Raw genomic sequence first — 25,850 nt, forward strand, 5'->3', positions numbered from 1 at the left:
TGAAGCCGGTCATGGCCCGCATCAGAACGTCCGCTTCAGGGTGGCCCGCCACTCGCGCCCCTTGCCCGGCAGAGCGCCGAGGTTGGCGTAGGTGTCGGCGTCGGGCGTGAAATAGACCTTGTCGAACAGATTATCGATGTTGATCGACACCGTGTACGACCCGTGCGTCACATATGCCGACGCATTGACCAGGCTATAGGCGGGATAATGCACGGCGTTCTGCACCGTGCCCGCCGTGCGGCTGGTGTGGCTGACGCCCAAGGTCGCGCCGACCTGGCCCCAGTCACGGGCCTTGCTGGTGTAGGTCCCGTAGAGGCTGACCACGGACTTGGGGATCAGGGTGTAGAGGTAGTCGCCGCTCCGGCCCGGCAGGCTGGCGAAGCTCCACACCACATAGGATCCGCCATAGGCCTGGGGACCGGGCACGCCCGCCGTATAGGCCGGGATGTATTGGAACGACGTGTCCGGCCCCTTCACCTCGGTCCTTTGGCTGTTGCCGGCGAAGGTGAACGACAGACGCTCGGAGGCCAGCCAGCGAACCTCGACCTCAACGCCCTTGGCGCGCGTACCCTGGACCGTCGGCGGCGAGATCGCGCCGGTGACCTGGGTACGGTTCTGGCGATAGGCGGCCAGCGACCCGATCAGGGTCCCACGCAGCAGCTGGACCTTCACGCCGGCCTCGGTCAGGTCGGAGCTGGACAGCCAGGAGTCGTCGGCGATCAGGTTTGGGGCGACATCGCCCGCCTGGCTTATCTCCAGCGCGGCGGCCTTGGCGTAGCTGACATAGGGCAAAAGCCCGATCGGCAGCCTGTAGGTCGCGCTGGCGCTGTAGGTCGCCTTGTCGCGATGGTCCTTTTTCAGGCCCGACGGGACATAGCTGAGAATGCCGGTGTCCTGGCTCTCGACGCTGTAGCGATCCCAGCGACCGCCCAGAACCAGGTTCAGTCGTCCGACGTCGATGTCGGAGGTGACGAACACTCCGGTCTGCTTCCAGCGCGAGCGGTTGTCGTTTTCCCACTGGAGACCGCCGGGATCGTTGTCGAACGGGCTGTCGATGGTGTCGGTGGGCGTCGGGCCAAAGCTGATGTCGCGACGGTCCAGGGCGATCAGGCCGCTGTTGAAGCTTTCGCGTCGCCGCCCCTCGAACCAGCGATGCGAGCCGCCGACCAGCGTCTTGGCGCGGACCCCGCCCAGATCGGTCGGGAAGGCGTAGGTCACGCGCGCCTCGCTGACCTTGGCGTCGGTCGTGGCCGGATAGCCGTAGCTGACGAAGCGGCGGTTCTGAAGGCGGTCGTGAAACAGCTGCAGCTTGATGGACCGATCCCCGCCCAGGTCCTTGGCCAGGTCGAAATAGAGGGTCTGGGTATTGGTCCGCGAGAAGTCGGCTGGGCTGATATAGACGGTGCGGCGGTCCAGCCTGGTCGTGCCGACGCCCGTGTCGAGAGTGTGGGCCGCATCGGTCGTCGGGAAGCCGTAATACGGCAGATAGAGCGCGCTGGCGTAGGGGTACTTGCCGATCTCTCCCGGCGACAGTCGGCCGTTGTGATCGGCGTCGATCAGGCTGGTGTCCCGGCCCGTGATGTAGACGCCGTGGTCGATCAGGTCCTGGGTCAGACGGTTCCAGCCAGGCGTCTGCACGTCGCCGTCCGAGTGGTAGACCATGCCGCCAAAGGCCGTGCTCCAGCCGCCGCCCAGGTCGAAGTCGGACGACAGCTCCAGCGTCTGGTGACGCGGATAGACGCCCTTGTAGTAGCTGTGGCTGTCCTCGGCCTCGCCATAGACAAAGACGCCGCCCCGCGCCTGGCCCAGGGTCACGGGCGCGCCGAACTGACCGGTGACGAGCTTCTTGTTGTAGTCGCCGAAGGTCGCGCTCACCTCCCCTTCCGGCTCGGCCAGGAGGCGACCCTCGTCGCGGGCGGACTTAGGGATGAAATTGACCAGCCCCCCGACCTTGCCAGCGCCATAGACCGGGGTCGGCGGGCCGCGCAGGATCTCGATGCGCGAGGCCCCGCCGATCGGAGTCGAATAGGTCCCGCGGTTCTCCACCCGCTTGAAGCCGCGGAAATAGTTCTCGGCCAGGGTGCCGCGGATATTCAGCGACCCGGGCACGCCGTAGAAGCTGGCGGTGTTGGTCCCTGGCGAGACCTTGGTGACGCCGTCCAGGGTCAGGACGCCGTATCGTTCCAGCGTCACGTCACTGACCAGGCTGGCCGAGCGCGGCGTCTCGATCAGCGGCTTGGCGATGCCGAACACGGTTTGGCTGGGCTGCCTTTCCAACAGACCCGCCTTGTCCCGCGCCACGATCACCACGGCGTCGACCTGATCGGCGACCTGATCCTCGGCGCGGGCGGCCGTGGCGATCGAGAGGCTCAGCAAACTGGCGGACAGCAGGGCGATCTTGGACGGCATGTCTTCGGCTTTCCCGCGCCGTCCGGACGGGGAAGCCGGGCGGTCGCGTCGCCGATATCTGGTGACAGCTTGATCTTCGTCAAAATGCCTTCTGACATTTTAGACTAGATTTTGATACCTCTGTGGCTGGAAAGCAGCACGTGACGCCACGTCCGGACGACGTCAGGTTTAAGCGGGCGCGGAAGAGCGGCGGCGCGAAGGCTTCAAGCGGCTCCGACGTGCGGCCGGGTCTGGGCCTCGGGCTGGACGTTCAGGATCTTGAGCATCGCGGCGCGAGAGGCCGCCGCGTCGCCGCCGGCGATGACCCGGGCGACCTGCCGGTGCTCCTCGATCTCGTCCAGCAGCTCCTGCTCGGTAGCGCCATTGAACGAGAAAACCCAGAAGCGGGCGGCCTTGTGCTGCAGGGGGATCAGGATGCGGGCCAGGGAAAGATTGCCCGAGGCCCGCGCCACCAGGGCATGAAAGCGCAGATCCATGGCCACCAGGGCCGGCAGATCGCATGTCCGCGCGGCTGCCTCCCCCTCGGCGAACACGTCGTACATGGCCTGGGCCTCGGCCTTGGAGGCGTTCCGCGCCGCCAGGCAGGCGCAGTGCGGCTCGATCAGCACGCGGGCCTCGTAGCCCTGTCTCAGCTCCACCAGATCCAGCGGCGCGACCATCGTGCCCGAGCGGGCGCGGCGGATCACAAGGCCTTCCAGCGCCAAGCGTCCCAGGGCGTCGCGCACGCCCGCCAGGCCCATGTCGTAGCGCGCGGCCAAGGACTGCTCGTCCAGGCGCGCCCCGGCCGGCAGCTCGCCCAGGATCAGGTCCAACAGGATGCGCTCATAGACCTTGGTCTTCTGCAACTCCGGCGCCCAATCCTCCAGCCCCGAGGAATTGGCGACGTCCAGCACCAGCGTGCGCGCGGAATTCAACGAGGGCGAGACCATGAGCGATCCATCAGCGACCATCGCTGATAGGTAATGTGAAATTTCAGACCTGACTAGGCGCATCCCACCCCTAAGGGGTGGGGCCCTAACCTAGAAGGCCGGGATCACCGCCCCGCCGTATGTCTTCTCGATGAAGGCCTTCACCTCCGGCGAGGTCAGGGCCGCGGCCAGTTTCTTGACGCGCGGATCGTCCTTGTTGTCCGGACGCCCCACCAGATAGTTCACATACGGGCTGGTCTTGTCCTCGATGATCAGGGCGTCCTTGCCGGGGTTCAGCTTGGCGTCGAGGGCGTAGTTGGTGTTGATCACCGCCAGGTCCACCTGATCCAGCACGCGCGGCAAGGCCGGCGCCTCCAGTTCCTTGAACTTCAGGTTCCTCGGATTGCCGGTGATGTCCTTCAGGCTGGAGAGCGCGTTCTTAGGGTCGCGGAGGGTGAGGACGCCGTTCTTGGCCAGCAGGATCAGCGCCCGCCCCTCGGTGCTGGCGTCGTTGGGGATCGCCACCGTCGCGCCGTTCGGGACCTCGCCGATGGTCTTCCACCGACGCGAATAGGCGCCGATCGGCTCGACGTGCACGCCCTGGATCGCGACTAGGTTCGTTCCCTTGTCGTGGTTGAAGCTCTGGAGATAGGGCAGAGTCTCGAAATAGCTGACGTCGATGCGCTTTTCCGCGACCTGGGTGTTGGGCTGGACGTAGTCGTTGAAGACCTTGACCTCGATCTTCAGGCCCTCGGCGGCCAGCTTCGGCTTGATGAACTCAAGCACCTGCGCGTGCGGGATCGCCGTCGCCGCCACCGTCAGGGTGTCGGGCGCGCTGGCCTTCGGCGTCCGGGGACCGCAGGCGGCGAGCGACATCGCGGCGAGGCCGAGAACGAGGAAAGCGCGACGAGCGACCATGAAAGGCTCCGATAAGGCGATCTGACGGGTAGGCTTTTGCCCTGATACGCGGCGAGCCGGAAATCAGATTTCCTGGCGGCCTCGTCAGCCCGTCATTTCGCGGCGTCATCCCTCGCGCCGGGCCTGTATATCGTCCAGGTCGAGAGCAGGTCTGGATCGACGATCACCTCACCCGTGCCGCGCAGGCGGTATTCGCCGGGATCGGCGGGCTGGAAGCCGCGAGGATCAGGCGGCAACCAATAGACTTCACCGGCCCGGTCGCCCTCCAGGGCCACGGCGAAGCCATCGCGCGGGTCCGCGCTCTGGATGAGCCCGTGCATCTGCGTCTGCTCAAGAAATTCACCCGCGGCATCGAGATAGGTGATCCCGATAACGACGTACTTGCCGGGCGCATAGGCGGCCAGGCTCTCGTCCCAAGCCGGCGGGCCATCGCTGTCCGTCTCGGGCATCTCAGCCTTCGTCGTCGTTCGCCGCCTCCGGGGCGTCTGGCGGACCGTGGATGATCCAGCTGACGACGAAGTCGGGCTTGTCGCCGGCCAGGCTGGTCACGCCTTCCGCCGCCGGCTGGATGGCCGAGGTCTGGGGCGGCAAGGTGTAGGTGTCGCCGTCATGCTCGCCCATCAGGTCCAGAACGACGCCCTCGTCCTCGGTGGCGTCGATGACCACGCCGAAGAACTGCTGGCGCTCGACCACCTCGCCGTCGTCGTCGAGGAAGGTCAGGTTCATCAGCAGCGTCTTGCCCAGCAGCGCCTCGGCGAAGACGGGATCCCAGTGGAGATCGATGGGTTCGTCGGTCATTTGTGGGACACCTTTCGCACCACCGCGTCGCCGATCATCTGCAGAGCCTGGACCAACACCAGCATCAGCACGACGGTGACGACCATCACGTCGGTCTGGAAGCGCTGATAGCCGAAACGGATAGCCAGGTCGCCCAGGCCGCCCGCCCCGACGACGCCGGCCATGGCCGTGTAGGAGACCAGCGCCACCGCCGTCACCGTGCCGGCGGCGACCAGCCCCGGCAGCGCCTCGGGCAGCAGCGCGTCGAGCACGACCTGGCGACGCTTGGCGCCCATGGCGAAGCTGGCCTCGATCACGCCTTTGTCGACCTCGCGCAGGGCCGTCTCGACGAGGCGGGCAAAGAACGGCGCCGCGCCGACGACCAGCGGCGGAATGGCGCCGGCCACGCCCAGCGAGGTGCCGACCAGCGCCACGGTCAGCGGGATCATCACGATCAGCAGGATCACGAACGGCACCGAGCGCAGCACATTGACCAGCAACGACAGCGCGCCATTGGCCAGCCGGTTCTCCAGCATCTGTCCTCGGCCGGTCAGGAACAGGATGACGCCCAGCGGCAGGCCCAGGACGATGGTCAGAACCAACGATCCGCCCAGCATGGCCAGAGTGTCCAGCGTGGCCTGGCCGATCTCGCTCCAGTCGATATGTTCCATCACGCGCCCTCCCCGCTCGACAGGTCGTCGACGCGCACGCCGGCCGCCTGGAACCGCGCGATCGCCGCGCCAACGTCGCCGCCGGTCAGGGCCAGGGTCAGCTGGCCATAGGGCGTCTCGCGAAGCCGGTGGATTCGGCCGCCCAGGATCGAATAGTCGACGCCGGTGGCGCGGGCGACCTCGCCCAGCACCGGCTTGTAGGTCGCCTCGCCCTTGAAGGTCAGGCGCACCAGGCGACCGCCAACGCCCGGCGCCGCGGCGGCCTCGCCATCGGCTTCGCGCACAAAGCGCGCGGCGGTGTCGCTGGCCGGATGCAGGAAGACCCGCTCGACCGGCCCGGTCTCGACGACGCGCCCGGCCTCCAGCACCGCGACGCGGTCGCAGACGCGGCGGACCACGTCCATCTCGTGGGTGATCAGCACGATGGTCAGGCCCAGTTCGCGGTTCAGGCCCGAGATCAGGTCCAGGATCTGCTCGGTCGTCTCGGGATCGAGCGCGCTGGTGGCCTCGTCGCACAGCAGGACCTTGGGATGGGTGGCCAGGGCGCGGGCGATGCCGACGCGCTGCTTCTGACCGCCCGACAGCTGGGCCGGATACTTGTCGGCGTGAGCCGTGAGCCCGACCCGATCCAGCAGCTCGGCCGTGCGGGCCTTGACCTCGGCGGCGGGACGACCGGCCAGCTTCAGCGGGAAGGCGACATTCTGGGCCACCGTCTTGCCCGACAACAGGTTGAAGTGCTGGAAGATCAAGCCGACCCGTCGGCGCAGGGCGCGCAGCCCTTCGACGCCCAGGGCCGCCACGTCGTCGCCGTCGACGATGACCTTGCCGCCGGTCGGCGTCTCCAGGCCGTTGATCAGGCGGATCAGGGTCGACTTGCCCGCCCCCGACGCGCCGATGACTCCGAACACCTCGCCGGCGGCGACGGAGAGAGAGACGTCGCTGAGCGCGGCGTGACCGCCGGCGGCGTAGGTTTTCGAGGCGTCCTGGAAGGTGATCACGCGGCCAAGTCCAACAGGGTTTCGAGCGACCCAAGGCCGCGAGCCGCCCGATTTAGGCGCTTGGTCGACAAAGGTGAAGGGAAACCGCCTCGGTCACTCCACGCGGCGCGGGTCGGCCGCGATCACCTGCCCGATTCCCTCCAGCAGCGCCGCCATGGTGACCGGCTTGGCGACGTGCAGATCCGCGCCGGCCGTCAGGGCGTCCTGCCGATGTCCGGCCATGGCGTTGGCGCTGAGCATGATGATCGGCGTGCGTCGCCCGCCCGCCTCCTGGGCCCGGATCGCGCGGGTGGCCGCCAAGCCGTCCATGACCGGCATCTGCATGTCCATCAGCACCACATCGTAGCGGCGCGCGGACACGGCCTCGACCGCCTGCGCGCCGTTCTCCACCACGGTGACGGCGGCGCCGTAGGGCTCGAGCATCAGCTGAACCACGCGCTGATTGATCGGATGATCCTCGGCCAGCAGCACGCGCAAACCCTCGGCCTGAACGCCGGGTTCGGTCGGGTCGTCCTCGCCCCCGACCACCTCGGCGCGATGCAGCGGCAAGACCACGCGGAACAGACTGCCCAACCCCGGCTTGGACCGCGCCGTGATCTCGCCGCCCATCATCTCGACCAAGGTCTTGCTGATCGACAGCCCAAGACCAGATCCGCCGAACCTCCGCGTGATCGTGCTGTCGGCCTGGCTGAAGCGCTGGAAGATCATCTCGGCCTTCGCCGCGTCGAAGCCGACCCCGGTGTCCTCGACCTCGACGCACAGACGGGAGGCCTGGCCGGCGCCCTGGTCAACGACGTCGATACGGACGGCGACCTCGCCGCGATCGGTGAATTTCACGGCGTTCGACAGCAGGTTGCTCACGACCTGACCGATCCTCACGCTGTCGCCAACGAAGCCGCCGCTGGCGGCCGCCCCACGTTCGACGCGAACACCGACCCCTTTCTCCTTGGCGCGCAGGCGCGTGACGTCCAGCAAGCCGTTCAGCAAGGCGTCGAGGTCGAAGACCCGCGGCTGAATGGTCATCTGGCCGGCCTCGATCTTCGAGACGTCCAGGATGTCGGAGACCAGCCGCTCCAGGGTCTCGCCCGAGCGCTGGATCAGCGCGACCATCTCGGCCTGTCGCTGGGTGAGCGCCGTCTCGCCGAGCGCCGCGGCGATGCCGATGACGCCGTTGAGCGGCGTGCGGATCTCATGGCTCATATTGGCCAGGAAGTCGTTCTTGGCCTTGTTGGCGGCCTCCGCGGCGTCGCGGGCCTCCGCCATCTCGGCCTCGATCCGGAGACGTTCGGTGACGTCGCGGGCCACGCCGAACACGAGGTCGCCCCTTCGCCGCGCGCGCCATTCCAGCTGGCAGTAGGACCCATCCGCGCGGCGATAGCGGTTAACGAGGCCGTTGACGTCGCCTTCGCTCTCGGCGCGGTCCATGTTGGCGCGCGTGGCCTCGATGTCGTCCGGATGCAGCAGCGAGAGCAAAGGCGCCCCTTGCAGGGTCTCGACCGGATGGCCCAACAGGGTCTCCCAGGCGCGATTGACCTGGACGAAGCGTCCGTCCAGGTCGCGAATGCACATCAGGTCCGCCGAAACGTCGAAGAAGCTCGAGAGATTCTGCGCTGTCTCCATGGCCTGCTGGGCCGAAAGGCGCGCGCGCGCCTCGCTGGCCGCCAGCTCTTCCTCGGCGCGGCGCCGGTCGATGGCGATCGCCGCCAGCTGCGCGGCCGCCTCGATGAAGGCGATGTCTTCCTTATTCGGTTTGCTGATCTGGCGATGGTAGATCGCGAAGGTGCCGACCACGGCGCCGTCCAACGCCCGGATCGGTTCGGACCAGCACGCCGCCAGGCCCGCCCTCGCGGCCAGCTCCCGGAAGTCGGTCCAGAGCGGATTGGACTGGATGTCGTCGACGGTCACCCGCCGCCCCAGATAGGCCGCCGTGCCGCAGGAACCGACAGACGGGCCGATCTCCAAGCCTTCGATGGCTTTGTTGTAAAAGTCCGGCAGGCTGGGCGCGGCCCCCAGCGTCAGCCTGCGGCGTTCGGCGTCGAGAAGAAGCACGCTGCAGAGGATCTCGGGGTCCTCGGCTTCGACCGCCTGGACGATGGCCTTCAGAGCCAGTCCCAGCGGCTTGCCCCCGGCGATCAGATTCATCGTCCGCCGAAAGGCCCGATGGGCGGTTGTGCGACTCATACTTGCGTCTCCCGGTCGCCAACCTTGCCATCAGCGGCGAAGGCGGGCGATCCGGCCGAACAATACCAAGCCGCCGAAACCACGCGGCATATTGGCGCGGCGATGACCCCGGGGCGCGCTCGCTTCCCGGGGTCCCTCCACGCAGGCCGCCTTACTTGGCGTCGCGTTTCGGCGCGTTCTTCACGTACTTGTCCATCCACTGGGTCATTTCCCACAGCGTATGCTTGGTCGATTCCAGCGCCCGATAGCCGTGCGGCTCGTTGGGCAGAGTCACATAGCGGACCGTCGCGCCGGCGCCTTTCAGGGCGGCGTAGAAGCGCTCGCTCTGGATGGGGAAGGTGCCCTGGTTGTCGTCCGCCTCGCCATGGATCAGCAGGATCGGGTCCTTGATGTTCGGGGCGTAGGTGAACGGGCTCATCTTCGTGTAGGTGTCGGTCGCTTCCCAGTAGGTGCGCTGCTCGGCCTGGAAGCCGAAGGGCGTCAGGGTGCGGTTATAGGCCCCCGAGCGGGCGATGCCGGCGCGGAAGAGCCGCGTATGGGCCAGGAGGTTGGCGGTCATGAACGCGCCGTAGCTGTGGCCGCCGACGGCGATCCGGTCGCGGTCGGCCACGCCCAGCGCCACCACCGCGTCGACCGCCGCCTGGGCGTCGGCGACCAGTTGCTCGACATAGGTGTCGTTCGGCTCGGCGCCATTCCGCCCGATGATCGGGAACGCCGGATTGTCCAGCACCGCGTAGCCCTGGGTCAGCAGGAAGAGATGGCTGATGCCCGCCGGTCGGGTGAAACGGTTGCCCTCGTCCACCGTCTGGCCGGCGACGGCGGCATCGGTGAACTCGGCGGGATACGCCCACATCAACAGCGGCAGCGGGCCGTCCTTGGCCTTGTCGTAGCCGGCCGGAAGATAGAGCACGCCCGATAGCTTCACGCCGTCGGCGCGCTGATAGGTGATGGTCTGCTTGGTCACGCCCGCGAACTGCGGGGCGCGGTCCGGGAAGGCGGTCAGCGCGCGAGCCTTGGCGCCGGCGGCCAGGGCGTGGACGTAGTAGTTGGGCGGATCCTTGGCGCTCTCGCGGCGCGTGATCACGCTCTTGCCGGCCTCGTCGGCCAGGGCGATGGGCTGCTCGTAATAGGCGGCGCCCGATTGCCAGAGCCTGTTCACCTTGCCATCGGCGAGAGCCATGCGGCCGATGAACGGGAACTCGCCCTTGGCCGAGGCGCCGTCGCCGTACACGAAGACCGCCTTGCCGTCGGGAGTGAAGTGAAGGAGGGCCTGGCCCCGCGCGTCGCGACGGACCAGGGCCTCGCCCGGATCATTGTAGCGATCCTGATAGTTGCGCTCGAGCAGCAGACGGCCGGTTCCGGGCTTGCCGGGATCGATGGCGATGCGCTTTTCCATGCGCGTCTGCCACCAGCGACTCTGCACCAGGGCGAAGTCCGGACGGCCCCAGGTGACGCCGCGATAGCGTTGGTCCAGGTCGATCAACTTGGTCGGGGCGGCCGAGAACGGCGCGGCCAGGGTGTAGACGCTGTCGTGGATGGCGACCTTCTTGCGCGGCTCGCCGCCGTCCTGGGCCTCGGCCCAGACCAGGGTCGCCGGGGCGTCGCCGCGCCAGTTGACGGACCTCGGGCCGGTCGGGACCGCGTCGAAGGCCGCGGGCAGGTTGTCGCTCAGGGGACGGTCGGCCACCATTTTCACTGGCGCGCCGTCGAGGGTCGTGACAACGATCTCGGTCGGGAACAGATTGGCCGGCACAAGATAGCTGTAGGGCCGCTTGAGCCGGTTGATCAGCAGGTATTGGCCGTCGGGCGAGATCGACACGCCCGAGATGATCCCGGGCTTGCCGACCGCGCTGGTCTTGCCGTCCAGCGACACCCGCGTCAGCTGCGAGGTGAAGTAGTAGTCGAACAAGGCCTCGTCATGGGCGTTGGCGAGCAGATCCTGATAGGTGCGGATCGCCGCGGCGCGGCCCTTGGACTCCTGGATCGTGGGTCCGGTCGGCGTCGCGGCGGCGGCCGGCGGGGCGCCGCGCCCGTCGACGATGGTCTGGACCATCAGGCCCGACCCGTCCGGCAGCCAGTCGAAGCCGGCGCCGAAGGTGGCGTTGACCACGGGGTCGGTGACCTTGCGGGCCGTGGCGGTCTTCACATCGGCGACCCACAGCTCCAGGCCCGTCTTCGCGTCCATGACGAAGGCCAGCTTGCCGCCGTCCGGCGACCAGCTGGGTCCGAAGAAGCGCGCGCCGGCCGGCAGGCTCACGGGGCGCGACTTGCCGGTGGCGACGTCCTCGAACGACAGAGCGTTCAGCCAGTTGGCGCGCGCCTCGATCGGCCCGTTGTTGCGCGGATTGATACGGTAGCCCGCCAGCCGCAGGATCGGCTCGGAGACCGCGGCGATCGAGGGCAGGTTCTCGCGGCCCAGCTGAGCCAGCACCTTGCGGTCGGGGCTTAGCGTGACGCCGGGCGTCGGGGCCGAGTCGAGGATCTGGGCGATCGGGGCTGGCGGCGTCTGATAGCCGTCGGCGGCGAACGCCAAGCTGGTCGAAAAGGCGGCGAGGGCCACCGAAGTCGCCAGCGCTAGCGCGCGACGACGGCAGGAAGACTGGAACATGATACGCGAACCCCTTGCTTGCCCCACGCCGCTATCTCGCCGGCGACGCTCAATCATGGCGAAATTAAGCCCATCCCGTCCGCCAAGGAAACCGGAACCGTAGCGCCCTACGGCTGACGGACCACCTGGCCGCCCTTCATCACGAACACCGGGTGCTCCAGCAGGGTGACGTCGGCCAGCGGATCGCCGCCGACCGCGATGATGTCGCCATAAAGGCCGACCGCCACCTGGCCGACATCCTTGGGACGGCCCAGAGCCTCGGCGGCGGTGATGGTCGCCGACTGAATCGCTTGCAGCGGCGTGGCGCCATAGCGGACCATGACGGCGAACTGCTTGGCGTTGTCGCCGTGCGGATAGACGCCCGCGTCGGTGCCGAAGACCATCTTGACCCCGGCCTTGAGCGCCTTCTTGAAGTTCTGGCGCTGGATCTCGCCGATGTCGCGGTCCTTGCGCAGGTTGTCCTCCAGCACGCCGTTCTTCTTGCCTTCGGCCTGGGTGTAGTCGGTGTTGTAGATATCCATCGAGAAGTAGGTCCCGTGCTGGATCGCCAGCTTGATGCCCTCGTCGTCGACGAGGCTGGCGTGCTCGATGGTGTCGATGCCAGCGCGGATGGCGTCCTTGATGCCGGCCGCCCCGTGGGCGTGGGCGGCGACGCGCAGGCCGGCCATGTGGGCTTCGTCGGCGACGGCCTTCATCTCGTCCAGCGTCAGCTGCTGCTGGCCCGGCTCGTCGCCGTGCGAGAACACCCCGCCCGTCGCGCAGATCTTGATCACCTGGGCGCCGTACTTCTTGAGCGTGCGTACGGCCTTCCGCGCCTCGTCGGGGCTATCGATGTTATAGGGACCCTTCTGGTCCATCGAGGGCGGGAAGAAGGTCGAGTCGCAGTGCCCGCCGGTCGCGCCGATCGCGTAGGTGGCGGTGACGATGCGCGGACCCACCACATAGCCCGCGTCGATCGCCTCGCGCAGGCCCACGTCGTCGAAGGCGTCCGAGCCGACGTTGCGGATGGTGGTGAAGCCGGCGTTCAGCGTCTTCTTGGCGTTGGCGGTCTGGACCACGCTCCAGAACCGGTCGCTGTACTGCAGGCTGTTGTAGCCGCCGATTTCGGCCAGGGCCGAGATGTGGGTGTGCATGTCGATCAGCCCTGGCAACAGCGTCGCGCCAGGCAGATCCACGACCTTCGCGCCCGCCGGAACGGCGTCGCCCTTCTTGCCGATGCTGGTGATGCGGCCATCGGTGACGATCACCAGCGGGTTGTCGACATACTTGCCGCTGGCCACGTCCAGCAGGCGCGATGCGCTGACGGCCTCGACCTGGGCGGCGCTGGCCGCCGAGCCCAGAGCCAGACCCAAAACGAGCGCGCTGGCCACGATCCCCTTACGCATGGTGTTCCGTCCCCATCCTATTGAGCACGGCGACGCTATCACGCGGTCGGGGAACGTCGAGGTCTATTGCGGGACCAGGCTGGAACCGCCTTGCATCGTCTGCTGCGCGCGCTGGACGTTGCTGCGTTCGGCCTTGCGCTGCTCGGCCGTGGTGCAGACCTTCACCGGAAAGTGGCTGCCGGTCGGGGTCTCCCGATGGCAGATGATCCCATCGTCCTTCTTCTTCTCGACGGCGACGGGCTTGGGCTGGACAGCCGTCGCGTCGGTGGCCGTCGACGCCGGCGAGGCGCTTTGCGCGTGGACTGGCGCTGTCAGAAGCAGGGACAGCACGGCGGCGGACGCGAACAGACGCATGACGACCTCGAGTTGGAACGGAGGCGCGATAGGGCGGACTTGGCTTTAGAGGGTCAAGTTACGATGTCTTCACCCGCGATGAAGTCGGGCATCGAGCCGCCGCCTCCGTCGCCGTCGCGCCGGGAGGGCTCAGGCCGGATTGAGTTGCATCCGGACGAAGCGGCGACGCTCGCGCTCCGCTTGTCCGGTCCCATCGGCGGATGAGACGTGGTTGTCGATCAGCGGATCGGGCGCGGCCAGCCGCGCCAGGGCCAGGGGCTCGCTCAGCGTGATCTGCACGCCGTCGATTTCCACGCCATAGGGAACGAGGCTGGCCAGGGCGCGTGAAAGGTTCTCGGGCGTCATGCCCAAAAGCGACGCCAGACGCCGCTTGCGACAGGGCAAGCGCAGCGTCGGCCCGCCGCCCTGCCGCTGCTGCTGGGTCAGCAGGTAACTGGCCAGACGTTCCTGCGCCCCGCGCAGCCTGTGGTTCTTGAAGGTCCGGACCAGGCCGCTGAAGCAGCCGGCAAGCTCCTCCGCCACCGCGCGTCCGAACCCCGCGTCGCGGCCCAGCGCCTGGCGGACGGCCTGTCCCGGGATCGCCAGCACCGCGCTGGAACTCAGCGCCCGCGCGGTCACCAGGTTCGGCCCGCCCAGGACCGCCGACGCCAACATCAAGGTCGCGGGCGGTTGCAGCAGGGCAAGATCGGCCTCGCGTCCGTTCCAGGCGCCCTCCAGCAAGATGGCGCCGTCCAGCAGAAGGTACAGCTGGTCGTCGCTCTCGCCCTGCGCCGCCAAGAGTCCGCCAGGTTCGAGATGGGCGATGGCGGCCTCGCGGGTCAGAAGCGCGAAGGTTTCAGCCGAAGCGCCGTCCAACAGAGGCAGTCGCCGGATGCGGGGCAGATCGATTTCGGTGCGGGTCATGGGCGGCCTGCTGACGATGACCGCCATGCTTGTGTCCGTTCGCGGGCCAAGACCTTGACTCTGGTCAATCCGATCGAAGGTTTCCGCGGGCGCCGATCGCGCTCTCAGCGCTCGGGATCGGCCGGGGGCTTGTCGTCCAGATGGTCGTAAAGGATGCGAGCGGCGTCACCCTCGGGGTCGTCGTACTGGCCCGCGTTCATCGTCCAGAGAAACGCGGCCAGGCCCAGCGCGCCCAGACCGATCGAGGCCGGCGCCAGGATGAGAATGATGTTCATGCCCGTCTCCCCAGACGCGGACGCGCCGCGTTCAGCAACACCGCGATCGACGACCCCGACATGGCCAGAGCCGCGACGAACGGATTGACCAGCCCCAGCACCGCCGCCGGAATGGCGACCAGGTTGTAAAGGCCCGAGAAGCCGAAGTTCTCCAGCGCGCGACGCCGAGATTCCCGCGCCGTCTCGACGGCCTCGACGACCGCGCCCAGGCCTTCTCCGGTAAAGACCAGATCGGCGGCCGTCTGCGCCGCGTCCACCGCCGCGCCGGGCGCCATGGACACATGCGCCTTGGCCAGGGCGGCGGCGTCGTTGAGCCCGTCCCCCACCATCAGCACCTTGCGGCCCTCGCTCTTGAGACGGTCGACGATCTCGGCCTTCTCGAACGGCGTCAGACCGGCGCGCCAGTCGCTGACGCCGAGCGCGCCGGCCACGTCGCCGACGGGTCCGGCCAAGTCGCCGGACAGGACTTCGACCGACATCCCGAGCCGACGCAGGCGCGCTATCGTCTCGGCGGCGTCGGCGCGGGGGCGGTCCTCGAAGACGAAGCGGATCTTCAGGTCGCCCTCGAAGCCGAACCACAGTTCGGTCTCCCGCGCGTCGCCGCCGCGGACGCCGACGAACGCCGCGCGGCCCAGGCGCGCCCGACGCCCGTCGATGACGCCCTCGACGCCCTGGCCGGCGGTCTCCACGCAGTCGACGGCCACCGGTCCCGCCCCCGCCGCCGCGCTCAAGGCGCGGGCCAGCGGATGGCGCGAGGCGCGCGCCAGCGGGGCGGCCAAGGCGACGAGTTGGTCGGGCGCGCCGATCAGGGCGGGCTTTCCCTCGGTCAGCACCCCCGTCTTGTCGAAGACCACGTGGTCGGCCTCGGCGAGGCGCTCCAGCGCCGCGCCGGACTTGACCAGCACGCCCTTGCGGAAAAGCCGGCTGCTGGCGGCGATCTGCACGGCCGGCACGGCCAGGCCCAGGGCGCAGGGACAGGTGACGATCAGCACGGCGGCCGCGCGCAGCAGCGCCTCGCGGACGCCCAGGCCCAGGACCCAGCCGCAGACGAAGGTCAAGGCCGCGGCCGTATGAACGACGGGCACATAGAGCGCCGCCGCCTTGTCGGCCAGGCGCACATAGGACGAGCGAGCCTGGGCGCCGGCCTCCATCAGGCGGGCGATGGCGGCCAGGGTCGAGTCCTCGCTGCGCGCCGTGGCGGCCATCACCAGACGGCCCGACAGGTTCAGCGCGCCCGCGTGAAGACGGGCGCCCTCGGCGACCGGGACCAGCGCGGTCTCGCCGGAGATCAGGGCGTTGTCCAGTTCGGAGCGGCCGGCCTCGACCACCCCGTCGACCGGAACGCGTTCGCCGGGCGCGACCACCAGGCGGTCGCCGACCTTGACCTCCGCCACGGGAACGCCCTGTTCGACGCCGTCGACCAGGCGCAGCGCCACCGGCGCCTGCAGCGCCAGAAGATCGCGCGCGGCCGAGCGGGCGCTGGCCCGAAGCCGGTGGTCCAGATAGCGACCGATCAGCAGCAGGAACAGCAGGGTCACCGCCGCGTCGAAATAGGCGTGCTTGCCGCCCAGCATGGTCTCGGAGAAGCTGACGATCAGCGTGAGGATGACGCCAATCGAGATGGGCACATCCATGTTCGCCTTGCCGCGCTTCAGCGACGCCCAGGCCGAGCGGAAGAACGGCCGGCCGGCGAACAGCGCGCACGGCGTCGCGACGATGGCGGCCATCCAGTACATCAGCGTCAGCGTCGAGGCGTTCAGCTCCTGACCAAACAGCCCGGCCCACGCCGGCACCGTGAACATCATGACGTTGCCGGCCCCGAAGCCGGCGACTCCCAGGGCGATCGCCAGTTCCTTGCCTTCGCGATCCTGGGCCGCGCCGGCCTCGGCCGGATCGAACAGGCAGGCGCGATAGCCCAGCCCCTCGACCGTCTCGACCACGCGCTCGGGATCGGCCTTGCCCGGCTCCAAGTCCACGGCCAGCTTGCCCGTGGTCAGGTTCAGGCGCGCGGCGCTGACGCCTGGCATGGCGCGCACCGCCTTCTCGATCTTACCGATACAGCCGGCGCAGCGCGCGCCGGTGACCAGCAACTCCAGCCGGCCGCGTCCCGCGTCGTCGCGCTGAACAAAGGCCTCGAGATCGCGATGCAGCGCCAGGCCCTGGCTCATGGCGTCACCAGCCTCGTCTCGATCTCGACCATATCGCCCGAATTGCGGGCCGCGCCGCGCAAGTCCCAGGCCCCGTCAAGACGCGCCGGCGCCTCGTAGCGCCCCTGCCCGATCGGGCGGAAGTTCAGAACCTGACGCCCCGTCTCGGTGGCGGGACGCTCCAGCACGCCGGTCACCGACAGATGATCCAGGGGTTTACCAGCGCGGTCCTCGACCGTGACGACCACGCTTTGGCCGCCCGCCGTGCTGACGCCCGTCTTCCAGCCCAGCGCCGTTTCGCGGCGGCGCTGGTCCAAGGTTCTGTTGAAGGCCAGGCCCGCCTCGTAGGGGTTGGAGGCGACCTCGCCCGAGAAGGTGCTGTAGGCCTTCACCATGAACACGGTGTCGACCCCGATCACGACGCCGAAGAACAGCAGGACGGCGATCAGGACATGCCATCCCGTGATGCGGCCCTTTTCAGGCCCGGGCTTGGCCACGGAATACAAGGCGGCGGTCATTGTGGGTTCGCGGCTCCTGAGAGGAAGACGGTCTTGGCCTCGGCGCGGATATCGCCCGCGCGAATGACGAAGCGTGCGGGAACGCTGGGCTCCAGCTCGGCGTCCTTGGGCGCGGTGACGAACACGCGCACCGGGACGACCTGGTCGGGCGGGACGACGATGCTGACATGCTCGCCGCCGGCGCCGGGCTGACTCAAACGCGCGCCCTGCACGCCCTCGAACGAAACGTCGTAGCGCTGCTGGACATAGGTGCGGTTGGCGATCTTGAGCGTATAGCCATCCCTCACCGCCCCATCATGCATCCGCACGAAGATCGGATTGCGGTCGCGAATGACGCCGAGATCGGCCTTGGGCCGGTCGATCAGCGACCACAGCGTCAGGCCGCCGACCACGGACATGGCCAGGGCGTAATAGATGGTCCGCGAGCGGATCGGCTTGTAGACAGCCTTTTCGCCCTTGGTCCGCGCGCACACCGCCTCCTCGGAGTCATAGGCGATCAGACCGGTCGGCCGACCGACCTTGACCATCATCTCGTCGCAGGCGTCGACGCAGAGGCCGCAGTTGATGCATTCCAGTTGCGAGCCGTCGCGGATGTCGATGCCCATCGGGCAGGCCACCACGCACTGATTGCAGTCGATGCAGTCGCCGCGGCCCTCCCAACTCTGCCCCTTCTTGTGCGGCCCGCGGGTCTCGCCGCGATAGGCCAGATAGGTCACCTGCAGCGAATGGTCGTCCAGCATGGCGCCCTGGATACGCGGCCACGGGCACATGTAGGTGCACACCTGCTCGCGCATCCAGCCGGCGAAGATGTAGGTGGTGCAGGTCAGAAGCAGGCACGACACATAGGCCGTCATCGGCGCGTCGCCGGTCCAGAAGGTCCGGATCAGGGTCGGCGCGTCATGGAAATAAAAGATCCACGCGCCGCCGGTGCCGAAGGCTATGGCCAGCCAGACCAGGTGCTTGCCGGTCTTGCGCCAGATCTTGTTGAAGGACAGCGGCGCGGCGTCCAGGCGCATCCGGGCGTTGCGGTCGCCCTCGAACAGGCGCTCGACCACGATGTAGAGATCGGTCCACACGGTCTGCGGGCAGGCATAGCCGCACCAGAGCCGGCCAAACAGCGCCGTCACCAGGAACAGCGCCAGGGCCGCCATCACCAGCAGGCCGGTGAAGATATAGACCTCCTGCGGCCACAGCTGAATGTCGAAGAAATAGAAACGCCGGCCGGTGAAGTCGACCAGCGCGGCTTGCTGAGGGAAACCCTCGGGGCGATGCCAGCGGATCCAAGGGGTGACGTAGTAGACCGCCAGGGCGGCGATCAGCAGCGCCCATTTGATGGCCCGCCATTTGCCATGGACCAGCTTGGGATAGATGGGCTGGCGAGGCTTGTAGAGATGACCGTTGGCCTCGCCCTTCCCCTTCGCCCGGGCGGCGGCCGAAACCGCCGTCCGGGCGTCGGATCTTGGACGCGTATTATCGATAACTCGAACCATCGGGCTTATTGACCGCCCGCGTTGGAGTGAACGTAAACGGCCAGGGCCTTGATGGTTTCGGGGCTCAGGCGCCCGCCCCAGGTGGGCATGACCCCGCCGTTGCCGGCGAAGATCTGTCCGCGGATGGACGCGCGGTCCGCGCCGTACAGCCAGTCGGAGTCGGTCAGGTTCGGCGCGCCGACTTGCTGATTGCCCTTGCCGTCCAGCCCGTGACAGGCCGAGCACTGGGCCTCGAACAGAGGCTGAGCCCGGGCCACGGCGGCGGCGTCGGCCGGCCGCTTCGACAGGTGCACGACATATTCGGTCAGGTCGTCGATCTGATCGGGCTTGAGCAGTTCGTCGCGACCGAAGGCAGGCATTTGCGACATCCGCGCGCCCTCGACGCCGGTGCGGACGCCGTGGGTGATCGTGTACTGGATGTCCTCCAGCTTGCCGCCCCACAGCCAGACGTCGTCGCGCAGGTTGGGATAACCCTTGCCCCCAGTGCCGCCGATGCCGTGACAGGTGGCGCAGTTGTCGCCGAAGACGGACTGGCCGACCTGCTGGGCGTAGGCGTTGAGCTTGGGATCCTTCTCGATCTGCTCCAGGCTGGCGGTGCGCAGCTGAGCCGCGCCTTCGCCGCGCTTGATATCGAGCGCCTTGAGCTCCTTGGTGACCTCGGCCCGGTCGGACTTGTGCAGCAGGCCCTTGGTGTAGCCGTGCAGGCCTGGCCAGGCCGGCATCAGGATCCAGTAGACGATCGCGAAGGCGATCGTCCCGTACCAGACCCACAGCCACCAGCGGGGCAGCGGGTTGTCCAGCTCCTTGATCCCGTCCCAGCTGTGGCCGGTGGTTTCAACGCCCGTAGCGTGGTCGGTTTCGCGTTGGTCAGCCATCAGACCAGCTCCTCGTCGTCGAGCGGAATGCGCGCGGCGTGTTGGAATTCAGCCTTCTTGGAAGGCTTCAGGGCGTAGAGGACGCCCGCCAGGAAGATCAGGCCGAAGTAGATCAGCCCGCCTTGCTGCGCGAAGCGCGCCACGGTTTCGTAGCTGAGGCCGCTCATCTTTGGTTCTCCGGAGCCTGCGCCTTGTACGACTTGAAATCGACCATGGTGCCCAGCATTTGCAGGTACGCGATCAGGGCGTCCATTTCGGTGATCTTGTCGGGATTACCGTCGAAGTCGCGGTTGACGACCTTGGCGCCGTAGCGGGCGCGCAGGCCCACCGCGTCGGTTGAGAACGGATCGGCCTGGGCCTCGAGATCCTTCTTGGCGTTGGCGATCATGTCGGCGGTGTAGGGCACGCCCACGGTGTGGAGCGCCTTCATCCGATCGACGATGTCGCTGTAGTCCAGCTCCTTTTCGGCCAGGAACTTGTAGGGCGGCATCACCGACTCCGGCACCACCGAGCGCGGATCGGTCAGGTGGTCGCGGTGCCAGCTGTCGGAGTACTTGCCGCCCACGCGCGCCAGGTCGGGACCGGTGCGCTTGGAGCCCCATTGGAACGGGTGGTCGTACATGCTCTCGGCGGCCAGGCTGTAGTGGCCGTAGCGCTCGACCTCGTCACGCAGCGGACGGATCATCTGCGAGTGGCAGAGATAGCAGCCTTCGCGGACATAGATGTCGCGGCCGGCCTGTTCGAGCGGGGTGTAGGGACGAACGCCCTCCACCTTCTCGATCGTGCCCTGAAGCCAGAACAGCGGGGCGATTTCCACGAGGCCGCCGATCGAGACCACGAGGAGGATGCCGACGAGGAGCAGCAGCGAATGCCGCTCGAGCTTGGCGTGTTGTTTCCAGAGAGACATCGGAACCTCAGGCGATCGCGGTTGCGGGGGCGGTCGACGCGTCGTCGGCCAGCTCGGCGGCCAGATCGGCCCCGGATGCTTCGGGAGACGGGGTCGCGATCGTCTTCCAGACGTTGACGATCATGATCAGGGCGCCGGTCAGGTACATCAGGCCGCCAACCGTCCGGATGACGTTCTCGATGTGCTTGGCCGAAACCGTCTCGATGAAGCTGTAGGCCAGGAACCCTTGCGGCGTGTATTCGCGCCACATCAGGCCTTCCATGATGCCCGACACCCACATCGCGGCGATGTAGAGCAGGATGCCGGTGGTCGCGATCCAGAAGTGCCACTCGATCATCTTGGTCGAGTACATGGCCTTCTTCTTCCAGAGCCACGGCACCAGGCAGTAGACCGCGCCGAAGCTGATGAAGCCGACCCAGCCCAGAGCGCCGGAGTGCACGTGACCAATGGTCCAGTCGGTGTAGTGGCTGAGCGCGTTGACCGCGCGGATCGACATCACCGGACCTTCGAAGGTCGACATGCCGTAGAAGGCGATCGAGACGACCATCATGCGGATCACGGGGTCGGTACGCAGCTTGTCCCACGCGCCCGACAGCGTCATCAGGCCGTTGATCATGCCGCCCCAGGAGGGCATCCACAGCATGATCGAGAAGGTCATGCCCAGGGTCTGCGCCCACTGCGGCAGGGCCGTGTAGTGGAGGTGGTGCGGACCGGCCCAGATGTAGATGAAGATCAGGGCCCAGAAGTGCACGATCGACAGGCGATAGCTGTAGACCGGACGCTCGGCGCGCTTGGGCACGAAGTAGTACATCATGGCCAGGAAGCCGGCGGTCAGGAAGAAGCCCACCGCGTTGTGGCCGTACCACCACTGGGTCAGGGCGTCCTGGACGCCGGACATCACGCCGTAGGACTTGTGGTTCAGCAGGCCGACCGGAACGGCGGCGTTGTTGACCAGGTGCAGCACGGCGATGGTGACGATGAAGGCCAGGTAGAACCAGTTGGCCACATAGATGTGGGGTTCCTTGCGCTTCCAGATCGTGCCCAGGAAGACCAGCAGATAGGCGACCCAGACGATCGTCAGCCACAGGTCGGTGTACCATTCGGGCTCGGCGTATTCCTTGCCCTGGGTCGCGCCCATCAGATAGCCGGTCCCGGCCAGCACGATGAAGAGCTGATAGCCCCAGAACACGAACCACGGCGTGATGCCGCCGGCCAGACGCGCCTTGCAGGTGCGTTGGACGACCCAGAACGACGTCGCGATCAGGGCGTTGCCCCCGAAGGCGAAGATCACGGCCGAGGTGTGCAGCGGACGCAGCCGGCCGAAATTCAGCCATCCCGCCTCGGGGAAGTAGAAGATCCTCGGCCAGGACAGTTGGGCCGCGATCACGACGCCGACGAGAAGTCCGGCCGCCGCCCAGAACATCGTGGCGATCACACCCGCCTTGATGACGTTGTCGGAATAGCGGTCGGGCTGATCCCGCAGCTTTCCGCCCGAGAGGCCGGAGGCCAGGGCGAAAGCGGCAAGGACGCCGGCCAGGGAGATGGTCTCGGCTTGGAGCCTGAAAATCGGGTCATGCGTCAGCCCGGCGCCTAAAATCGCCAGAAACGCTCCCAAGACTGAGATGATGAGAAGAACGCTCGACCCCGCTGGGGGACTTGCGTTGACTTTGGACGGGGCGGACATGCGGACTCCGTGCGGCGAACCTTGCGCCCTGCGTCTCACGTCCCCGATGGCCCGGCTTTGATGCGCATCAAAGCCGGGGTTGCGATCTGGAGCGATCCTGTTGATCGGTTCAGGAGCATTCCATGTTGGCTAGGTCTCAAGCGATCGCGCGCGTTCTCACCCCCGCCGTCGGCGCGACGGCGCTGGTCAGTTGGGCGATCGCGGTCGGTCAGGCGGTTCCGCGATTGATGGCGGGCCCGATCTGCAGTTCGCGGACGGACGGCTGGTCCCTGGCCGGCCACTGCCCGGCCTGCTTCGCGGCGGTGGCGTTCACCGTGCTCTTCGTGGTGCTGGCGGCGGCGGCCCCGCGCGTGAACGCATCCGCCGCGGCCTGCCCCGCGGGCCAGCGCAAATAGCCTTACGCGCGTTCGGCCGCCGAACGCGGTCGCGCGAATCGCGGCAAGTTGCTCCCGACGCCGCCGGCGATCCGGTCCGCTTGTCGCGATTGTAAAAGCGGTCCTTGTCCAAGAGATCTCAACGCCAAACGCATCCAGGCTTGGCGCCGAAAGGCGTCGGTGCTCTCCTATAGGATGTGGCGCGTTGACGGACTCACACGTGGGGAGAGGCGCTTTGCCGCAGCCGGACGGACGTCCTGTTCAGAGCTTCGACCAGAAGAACGCCCTGCTCGAGGCCCATGCCGCGCGCGTGAACGGGGCCGGCGATCCCGCCCTTGTGCTCCTGCACGGCTTCGGGACCGACCAGACGATCTGGGGCGCGCTGACGCCCCGTTTGCCGCCGGCTCGGCGGATCGTCCTCTACGACCACATGGGCAGCGGCGCCTCGAACCTGGCGCACTATGACCCCGCGCGTTACGCGACCCTGGAGGGCTACGCCGACGACCTCGCGGACATCCTGGAGGCGCTCGATCTGCGCGACGCCACGATGGTCGCCCATTCGGTCTCCGGCATGATCGCGCTGCTGGCCAGCCTGCGCACCGATCGCATCGGCCGCCTGATCATGATCGGCGCCTCGTCGCGCTACCTGAACGACGGCGACTACGAGGGCGGCTTCGAGCGCGGCGACGTCGAGCAGCTGCTGGACCTGATGGCCCTGGACTTCCAGGGCTGGGCGCGGACCCTGGCGCCTCAGGTGATGGACCAGCCCGAGCAGCCGGGCCTGATCCAGGAGCTGGTCTACAGCTTCAGCCGCTCCAATCCCGAGATCACGCGCGGCTTCGCCCGAGCCACTTTCATGTCCGACCACCGCTCGGCCTTGGGCGCTTGCCGGGTTCCCACCCTCGTGCTGCAGGCCAGCGCCGACATGGTGGTTCCTCTGGCCGCCGCGCGCTTTCTCGCCAACGGCATCCCGAACGCGCGCCTAGAGATCATGGCGACGCGCGGCCACTATCCGCATCTCAGCGCGCCGGACCTCGTGGCCGAGGCCATCGCGCGCTTCCTGGCGGAGACGCAGGCTTGAGCCCAGGCGACGGAGAATCCCTGGCGCTGACGGCGCCGGTGGGACTTTTCGAGGCGGATCGCGACATGATCCTGCGCCAAGTCAATCCGGCCATGACCGCGATGACGGGCCGGGCGCCGAGCGATCTGGCCGGACGATTCTTCCGCGACCTGCTCACCCGATCGTCTCAGCTGATCTACGCGCTGAAGGCCGAACACGCGCTGGTCGGCGCTGGATCCGTCCAGGAGATTTTCCTGGAGCTCGCCCACACCGACGGACGGCCCCGCCCGGTGCTGCTGACCGTTTCCGCCGACGGCGACACGCGGCGCGGGGTGCTGTTCGCCGCGCCGGAACGACGGGCCTACGAGCTGGAGCTGGTCGCCGCGCGACAGACCATGCTCGAAAGCCTTAAGGCTCTGGAGAGCGCCAACGAAAAGCTCGAGCAACTGGTCGCCGACCGCACCGCCGCCCTCGCCCAGCGCGACCTGCTGCTGCGCGAGGTCTATCATCGGGTGAAGAACAATCTTCAGGTCGTCGACGGCCTTTTGCTGCTGCAGTCGCGCAAGCTGGCCGATCCGGCGGCCCTGGCGGCGATCGAAGGCCTGCGCAAGCGTGTCTATGCGATCGGCCTCGTGCATCACCAACTGATGGGATCGGCCAATCTGAAGACCTTCGATGTCGGCGCGTTTCTGCGGGATCTCGTCGCCCATCTGCAGAAAGGCGCTCCGGAGAGCATCGCGCTGCGCATCGACGCGGCGCCCCTGAACGTTGATCTTGACTTCGCCGTCCCCCTGGGACTGCTGGTCACGGAATTGACCACCAACGCCCTGAAGCACGCCTTCCCCAGTGGCGCGGGCGAGGTTCGGGTCGTCTTGGAAGCGCCAGCGGAGGGAGAGGTCGTGTTGCGGATCGCCGACAACGGCATCGGGTTTTCCGACGCAACCGGGACCCCGACGCCGTCGCTGGGCCTGACGATCGTCAATGGCCTGGTGCGCCAGCTTCACGGACGCATCCGCGCCGTCCAGGACAACGGGGTCGCTTGGGAAGCGCGCTTCCCAGCCCCGGATGCGGCGTGACCATGCTGCACCGCGACCGCGTCCTGATCGTCGACGACGAATTCATCATCGCCCAGACCCTTTGCGTCTATGTTGAGGACCTTGGCCTGACGGTCTGCGGCACGGCCGCCTCCGCCGACGAGGCCGTCGCCCTGGCCGTGGACCAGCGGCCCTTCATCGTGCTGATGGACATGCGGCTTCAAGGCGACCGCGACGGCGTCGACGCCTCCCAGGAGATCCACCAGCGGGTGGGCTCCAAGGTCGTCTTCATCACCGGATCGAGGGAGCCGGCCACCCTGGCGCGGATCGAGGGCGATCATCCGTCGGCCGTGCTCTTCAAGCCTATTTCGGAAGGGCAGCTGGTCGCCGTGATCCGCCGGCTGCTCGAGGAGGATCCTGGCGCTTGACATTAAATCTACCTAGGTAGATTTATGACTCATGGCTCGCGCGCGATCTCTTTCGACTCATGCCCGCACGGTGTTGGCCGCCCTGCTCGAAGCGGGCGGCGCGTGGTCCCACGGCTATGATTTGGCGCGTCGCGCGGGAATCAAGTCCGGGACCCTATACCCGCTTCTCATTCGGCTTGAGTCTCAAGGCTATCTCGAAGCCGAGTGGCAGCAACCCGCCGAGGGCGGTAAGCCGCCTCGGCACGCCTATCGGCTGACAGACAAGGGTCTGCGGCTGGCCCGCGACAACCCGGTTCAGGCCGCGCCGCTGCCGTCTCTCGCCCAGGCCTCGGAATCATGAGGCCGCGACGCCGCCTGGCCGGCCTGGTTTGCGATCTGCTGGCCGCCAGCCTGCCCGCGTCCAATCGGGACTGGGCGCGCGCGGCCAGGGCCGAGGTCGCGGCGATCGATGATGACGCCGAGGCTCTGGCCTTCGCGCTGGAGACCCTCTGGGGCCTGGGCCTCGCGGGCGTGAGATGCCTGCTTCTGCAACTCGCGGTCTGGGTCGGCGGCGGCGAGCGCGAGATCCAGACCTTGGTCCGGCTGGGCGGTCTCGACAGAGCCCAGCTGTGGCCACGCGCCCTCGGCGTATTAAGCGCGATCGGCGCCGGAGCCGTGGGCCTGGCCTATCTGGCGGCGGCGGGCGCTCCGGGCCGGTATCTGGCGATCAACGTCGCCGCGCTGCTGGTCGGGCTGGCGGCGCTGGCGATCGTCGGCAGACTCCGATCGACGAAGCGGGCCCGATCGGAGTCCGTCATGCTTTGGCTGGGACTGACGCTGTTTGGCGTCGCGGCTTACGGCGTGGGACTGGACGGCGCCACGCGCTGGCTGCGGCTGGGCGGCCTGCCGGTGCAGCCCAGCCTCGTCATCCTGCCGATGATGATCGTCGGCTTCGCCCGATCGCGGA

General features: G+C 67.7%; 26 protein-coding genes. 6 read left to right on the forward strand and 20 right to left on the reverse strand.

What is annotated here, in order from left to right:
- Positions 1-21 precede the first annotated feature (21 nt).
- The 20 genes from FCU40_RS15765 to ccoN all read right to left on the reverse strand — a co-directional run bounded on the left by FCU40_RS15765 (position 22) and on the right by ccoN (position 22,008).
- Entirely contained in the window at positions 22-2,409 is a 2,388-nt protein-coding gene (locus FCU40_RS15765) for a TonB-dependent receptor (RefSeq protein WP_168076170.1), read from the reverse strand.
- Between the two features lie 203 nt (positions 2,410-2,612).
- The gene (locus tag FCU40_RS15770) at positions 2,613-3,338 is read right to left on the reverse strand and encodes a GntR family transcriptional regulator (protein WP_168076171.1); all 726 of its coding nucleotides are present in this window, start codon (positions 3,336-3,338) and stop codon (positions 2,613-2,615) included.
- 90 nt (positions 3,339-3,428) lie between these two features.
- Positions 3,429-4,235 (reverse strand): MetQ/NlpA family ABC transporter substrate-binding protein, encoded by an 807-nt coding sequence (locus FCU40_RS15775; RefSeq protein ID WP_168076172.1) that lies wholly within the window; start codon positions 4,233-4,235, stop codon positions 3,429-3,431.
- A 92-nt stretch (positions 4,236-4,327) separates the two neighbouring features.
- Positions 4,328-4,684 (reverse strand): hypothetical protein, encoded by a 357-nt coding sequence (locus FCU40_RS15780; protein ID WP_168076173.1) that lies wholly within the window; start codon positions 4,682-4,684, stop codon positions 4,328-4,330.
- Position 4,685: 1 nt separating this feature from the next.
- Positions 4,686-5,033 carry a hypothetical protein gene (locus FCU40_RS15785; protein WP_168076174.1) on the reverse strand — a complete coding sequence of 116 codons (348 nt, stop codon included), beginning with the start codon at positions 5,031-5,033 and terminating at the stop codon, positions 4,686-4,688.
- On the reverse strand, positions 5,030-5,683 hold the full coding sequence (locus FCU40_RS15790) for a methionine ABC transporter permease (RefSeq protein WP_168076175.1): 654 nt from the start codon (positions 5,681-5,683) through the stop codon (positions 5,030-5,032). The genes FCU40_RS15785 and FCU40_RS15790 overlap by 4 nt, the downstream gene beginning before the upstream one ends.
- Positions 5,683-6,681: a methionine ABC transporter ATP-binding protein gene (locus tag FCU40_RS15795; RefSeq protein WP_168076177.1), complete on the reverse strand. Its 999-nt coding sequence runs from the start codon at positions 6,679-6,681 to the stop codon at positions 5,683-5,685. Before FCU40_RS15795 ends, FCU40_RS15790 begins: the two co-directional genes overlap by 1 nt.
- A 93-nt stretch (positions 6,682-6,774) precedes the next feature.
- The gene (locus tag FCU40_RS15800; protein ID WP_168076179.1) at positions 6,775-8,862 is read right to left on the reverse strand and encodes an ATP-binding protein; all 2,088 of its coding nucleotides are present in this window, start codon (positions 8,860-8,862) and stop codon (positions 6,775-6,777) included.
- Between the two features lie 151 nt (positions 8,863-9,013).
- On the reverse strand, positions 9,014-11,470 hold the full coding sequence (locus FCU40_RS15805; protein ID WP_168076181.1) for a prolyl oligopeptidase family serine peptidase: 2,457 nt from the start codon (positions 11,468-11,470) through the stop codon (positions 9,014-9,016).
- 107 nt (positions 11,471-11,577) lie between these two features.
- Complete coding sequence (locus tag FCU40_RS15810) at positions 11,578-12,855, reverse strand: amidohydrolase family protein (protein ID WP_004621158.1); 1,278 nt, start codon at positions 12,853-12,855, stop codon at positions 11,578-11,580.
- Positions 12,856-12,918: 63 nt separating this feature from the next.
- Complete coding sequence (locus FCU40_RS15815) at positions 12,919-13,209, reverse strand: hypothetical protein (RefSeq protein WP_168076183.1); 291 nt, start codon at positions 13,207-13,209, stop codon at positions 12,919-12,921.
- 129 nt (positions 13,210-13,338) lie between these two features.
- Positions 13,339-14,139 (reverse strand): helix-turn-helix domain-containing protein, encoded by an 801-nt coding sequence (locus FCU40_RS15820; RefSeq protein WP_275052058.1) that lies wholly within the window; start codon positions 14,137-14,139, stop codon positions 13,339-13,341.
- 77 nt (positions 14,140-14,216) lie between these two features.
- Positions 14,217-14,387: a cbb3-type cytochrome oxidase assembly protein CcoS gene (gene ccoS / locus FCU40_RS15825; RefSeq protein WP_004621165.1), complete on the reverse strand. Its 171-nt coding sequence runs from the start codon at positions 14,385-14,387 to the stop codon at positions 14,217-14,219.
- On the reverse strand, positions 14,384-16,555 hold the full coding sequence (locus tag FCU40_RS15830; RefSeq protein ID WP_168076187.1) for a heavy metal translocating P-type ATPase: 2,172 nt from the start codon (positions 16,553-16,555) through the stop codon (positions 14,384-14,386). The genes ccoS and FCU40_RS15830 overlap by 4 nt, the downstream gene beginning before the upstream one ends.
- A complete protein-coding gene (locus FCU40_RS15835) occupies positions 16,552-17,052 on the reverse strand; it encodes a FixH family protein (protein ID WP_168076189.1) in 501 nt (166 codons plus the stop codon). The genes FCU40_RS15830 and FCU40_RS15835 overlap by 4 nt, the downstream gene beginning before the upstream one ends.
- Complete coding sequence (gene ccoG, locus FCU40_RS15840; protein ID WP_168076191.1) at positions 17,049-18,542, reverse strand: cytochrome c oxidase accessory protein CcoG; 1,494 nt, start codon at positions 18,540-18,542, stop codon at positions 17,049-17,051. The genes FCU40_RS15835 and ccoG overlap by 4 nt, the downstream gene beginning before the upstream one ends.
- 5 nt (positions 18,543-18,547) lie before the next feature.
- On the reverse strand, positions 18,548-19,417 hold the full coding sequence (ccoP, locus tag FCU40_RS15845) for a cytochrome-c oxidase, cbb3-type subunit III (protein ID WP_004621173.1): 870 nt from the start codon (positions 19,415-19,417) through the stop codon (positions 18,548-18,550).
- Positions 19,417-19,584 carry a cbb3-type cytochrome c oxidase subunit 3 gene (locus FCU40_RS15850; protein ID WP_004621176.1) on the reverse strand — a complete coding sequence of 56 codons (168 nt, stop codon included), beginning with the start codon at positions 19,582-19,584 and terminating at the stop codon, positions 19,417-19,419. The genes ccoP and FCU40_RS15850 overlap by 1 nt, the downstream gene beginning before the upstream one ends.
- A complete protein-coding gene (ccoO, locus tag FCU40_RS15855) occupies positions 19,581-20,324 on the reverse strand; it encodes a cytochrome-c oxidase, cbb3-type subunit II (protein WP_004621178.1) in 744 nt (247 codons plus the stop codon). Before ccoO ends, FCU40_RS15850 begins: the two co-directional genes overlap by 4 nt.
- Before the next feature lie 7 nt (positions 20,325-20,331).
- The gene (ccoN, locus tag FCU40_RS15860; RefSeq protein ID WP_168076193.1) at positions 20,332-22,008 is read right to left on the reverse strand and encodes a cytochrome-c oxidase, cbb3-type subunit I; all 1,677 of its coding nucleotides are present in this window, start codon (positions 22,006-22,008) and stop codon (positions 20,332-20,334) included.
- 122 nt (positions 22,009-22,130) lie between these two features.
- Between ccoN and FCU40_RS15865 the strand changes: the two genes are divergently transcribed.
- From FCU40_RS15865 to FCU40_RS15890, 6 genes are all read left to right on the forward strand, one after another.
- Positions 22,131-22,403, forward strand: a complete 273-nt coding sequence (locus FCU40_RS15865) for a hypothetical protein (RefSeq protein ID WP_168076195.1) — start codon at positions 22,131-22,133, stop codon at positions 22,401-22,403.
- Positions 22,404-22,617: 214 nt separating this feature from the next.
- Positions 22,618-23,463, forward strand: coding sequence for an alpha/beta hydrolase (locus FCU40_RS15870; RefSeq protein ID WP_168076197.1), 846 nt, complete (start codon positions 22,618-22,620; stop codon positions 23,461-23,463).
- Complete coding sequence (locus tag FCU40_RS15875; protein ID WP_168076199.1) at positions 23,460-24,518, forward strand: histidine kinase dimerization/phosphoacceptor domain -containing protein; 1,059 nt, start codon at positions 23,460-23,462, stop codon at positions 24,516-24,518. Before FCU40_RS15870 ends, FCU40_RS15875 begins: the two co-directional genes overlap by 4 nt.
- A 2-nt stretch (positions 24,519-24,520) precedes the next feature.
- Complete coding sequence (locus FCU40_RS15880; protein WP_168076205.1) at positions 24,521-24,904, forward strand: response regulator; 384 nt, start codon at positions 24,521-24,523, stop codon at positions 24,902-24,904.
- 31 nt (positions 24,905-24,935) lie between these two features.
- Positions 24,936-25,244 carry a PadR family transcriptional regulator gene (locus FCU40_RS15885; RefSeq protein ID WP_168076201.1) on the forward strand — a complete coding sequence of 103 codons (309 nt, stop codon included), beginning with the start codon at positions 24,936-24,938 and terminating at the stop codon, positions 25,242-25,244.
- Positions 25,241-25,850 (forward strand): FtsW/RodA/SpoVE family cell cycle protein (locus FCU40_RS15890; RefSeq protein ID WP_168076203.1); only part of this gene is annotated, 610 nt, incomplete at its 3' end. The genes FCU40_RS15885 and FCU40_RS15890, both read left to right, overlap by 4 nt.

The sequence above is a fragment of the Caulobacter sp. SSI4214 genome, from assembly GCF_012184455.1.
Taxonomy (GTDB): domain Bacteria; phylum Pseudomonadota; class Alphaproteobacteria; order Caulobacterales; family Caulobacteraceae; genus Caulobacter; species Caulobacter vibrioides_E.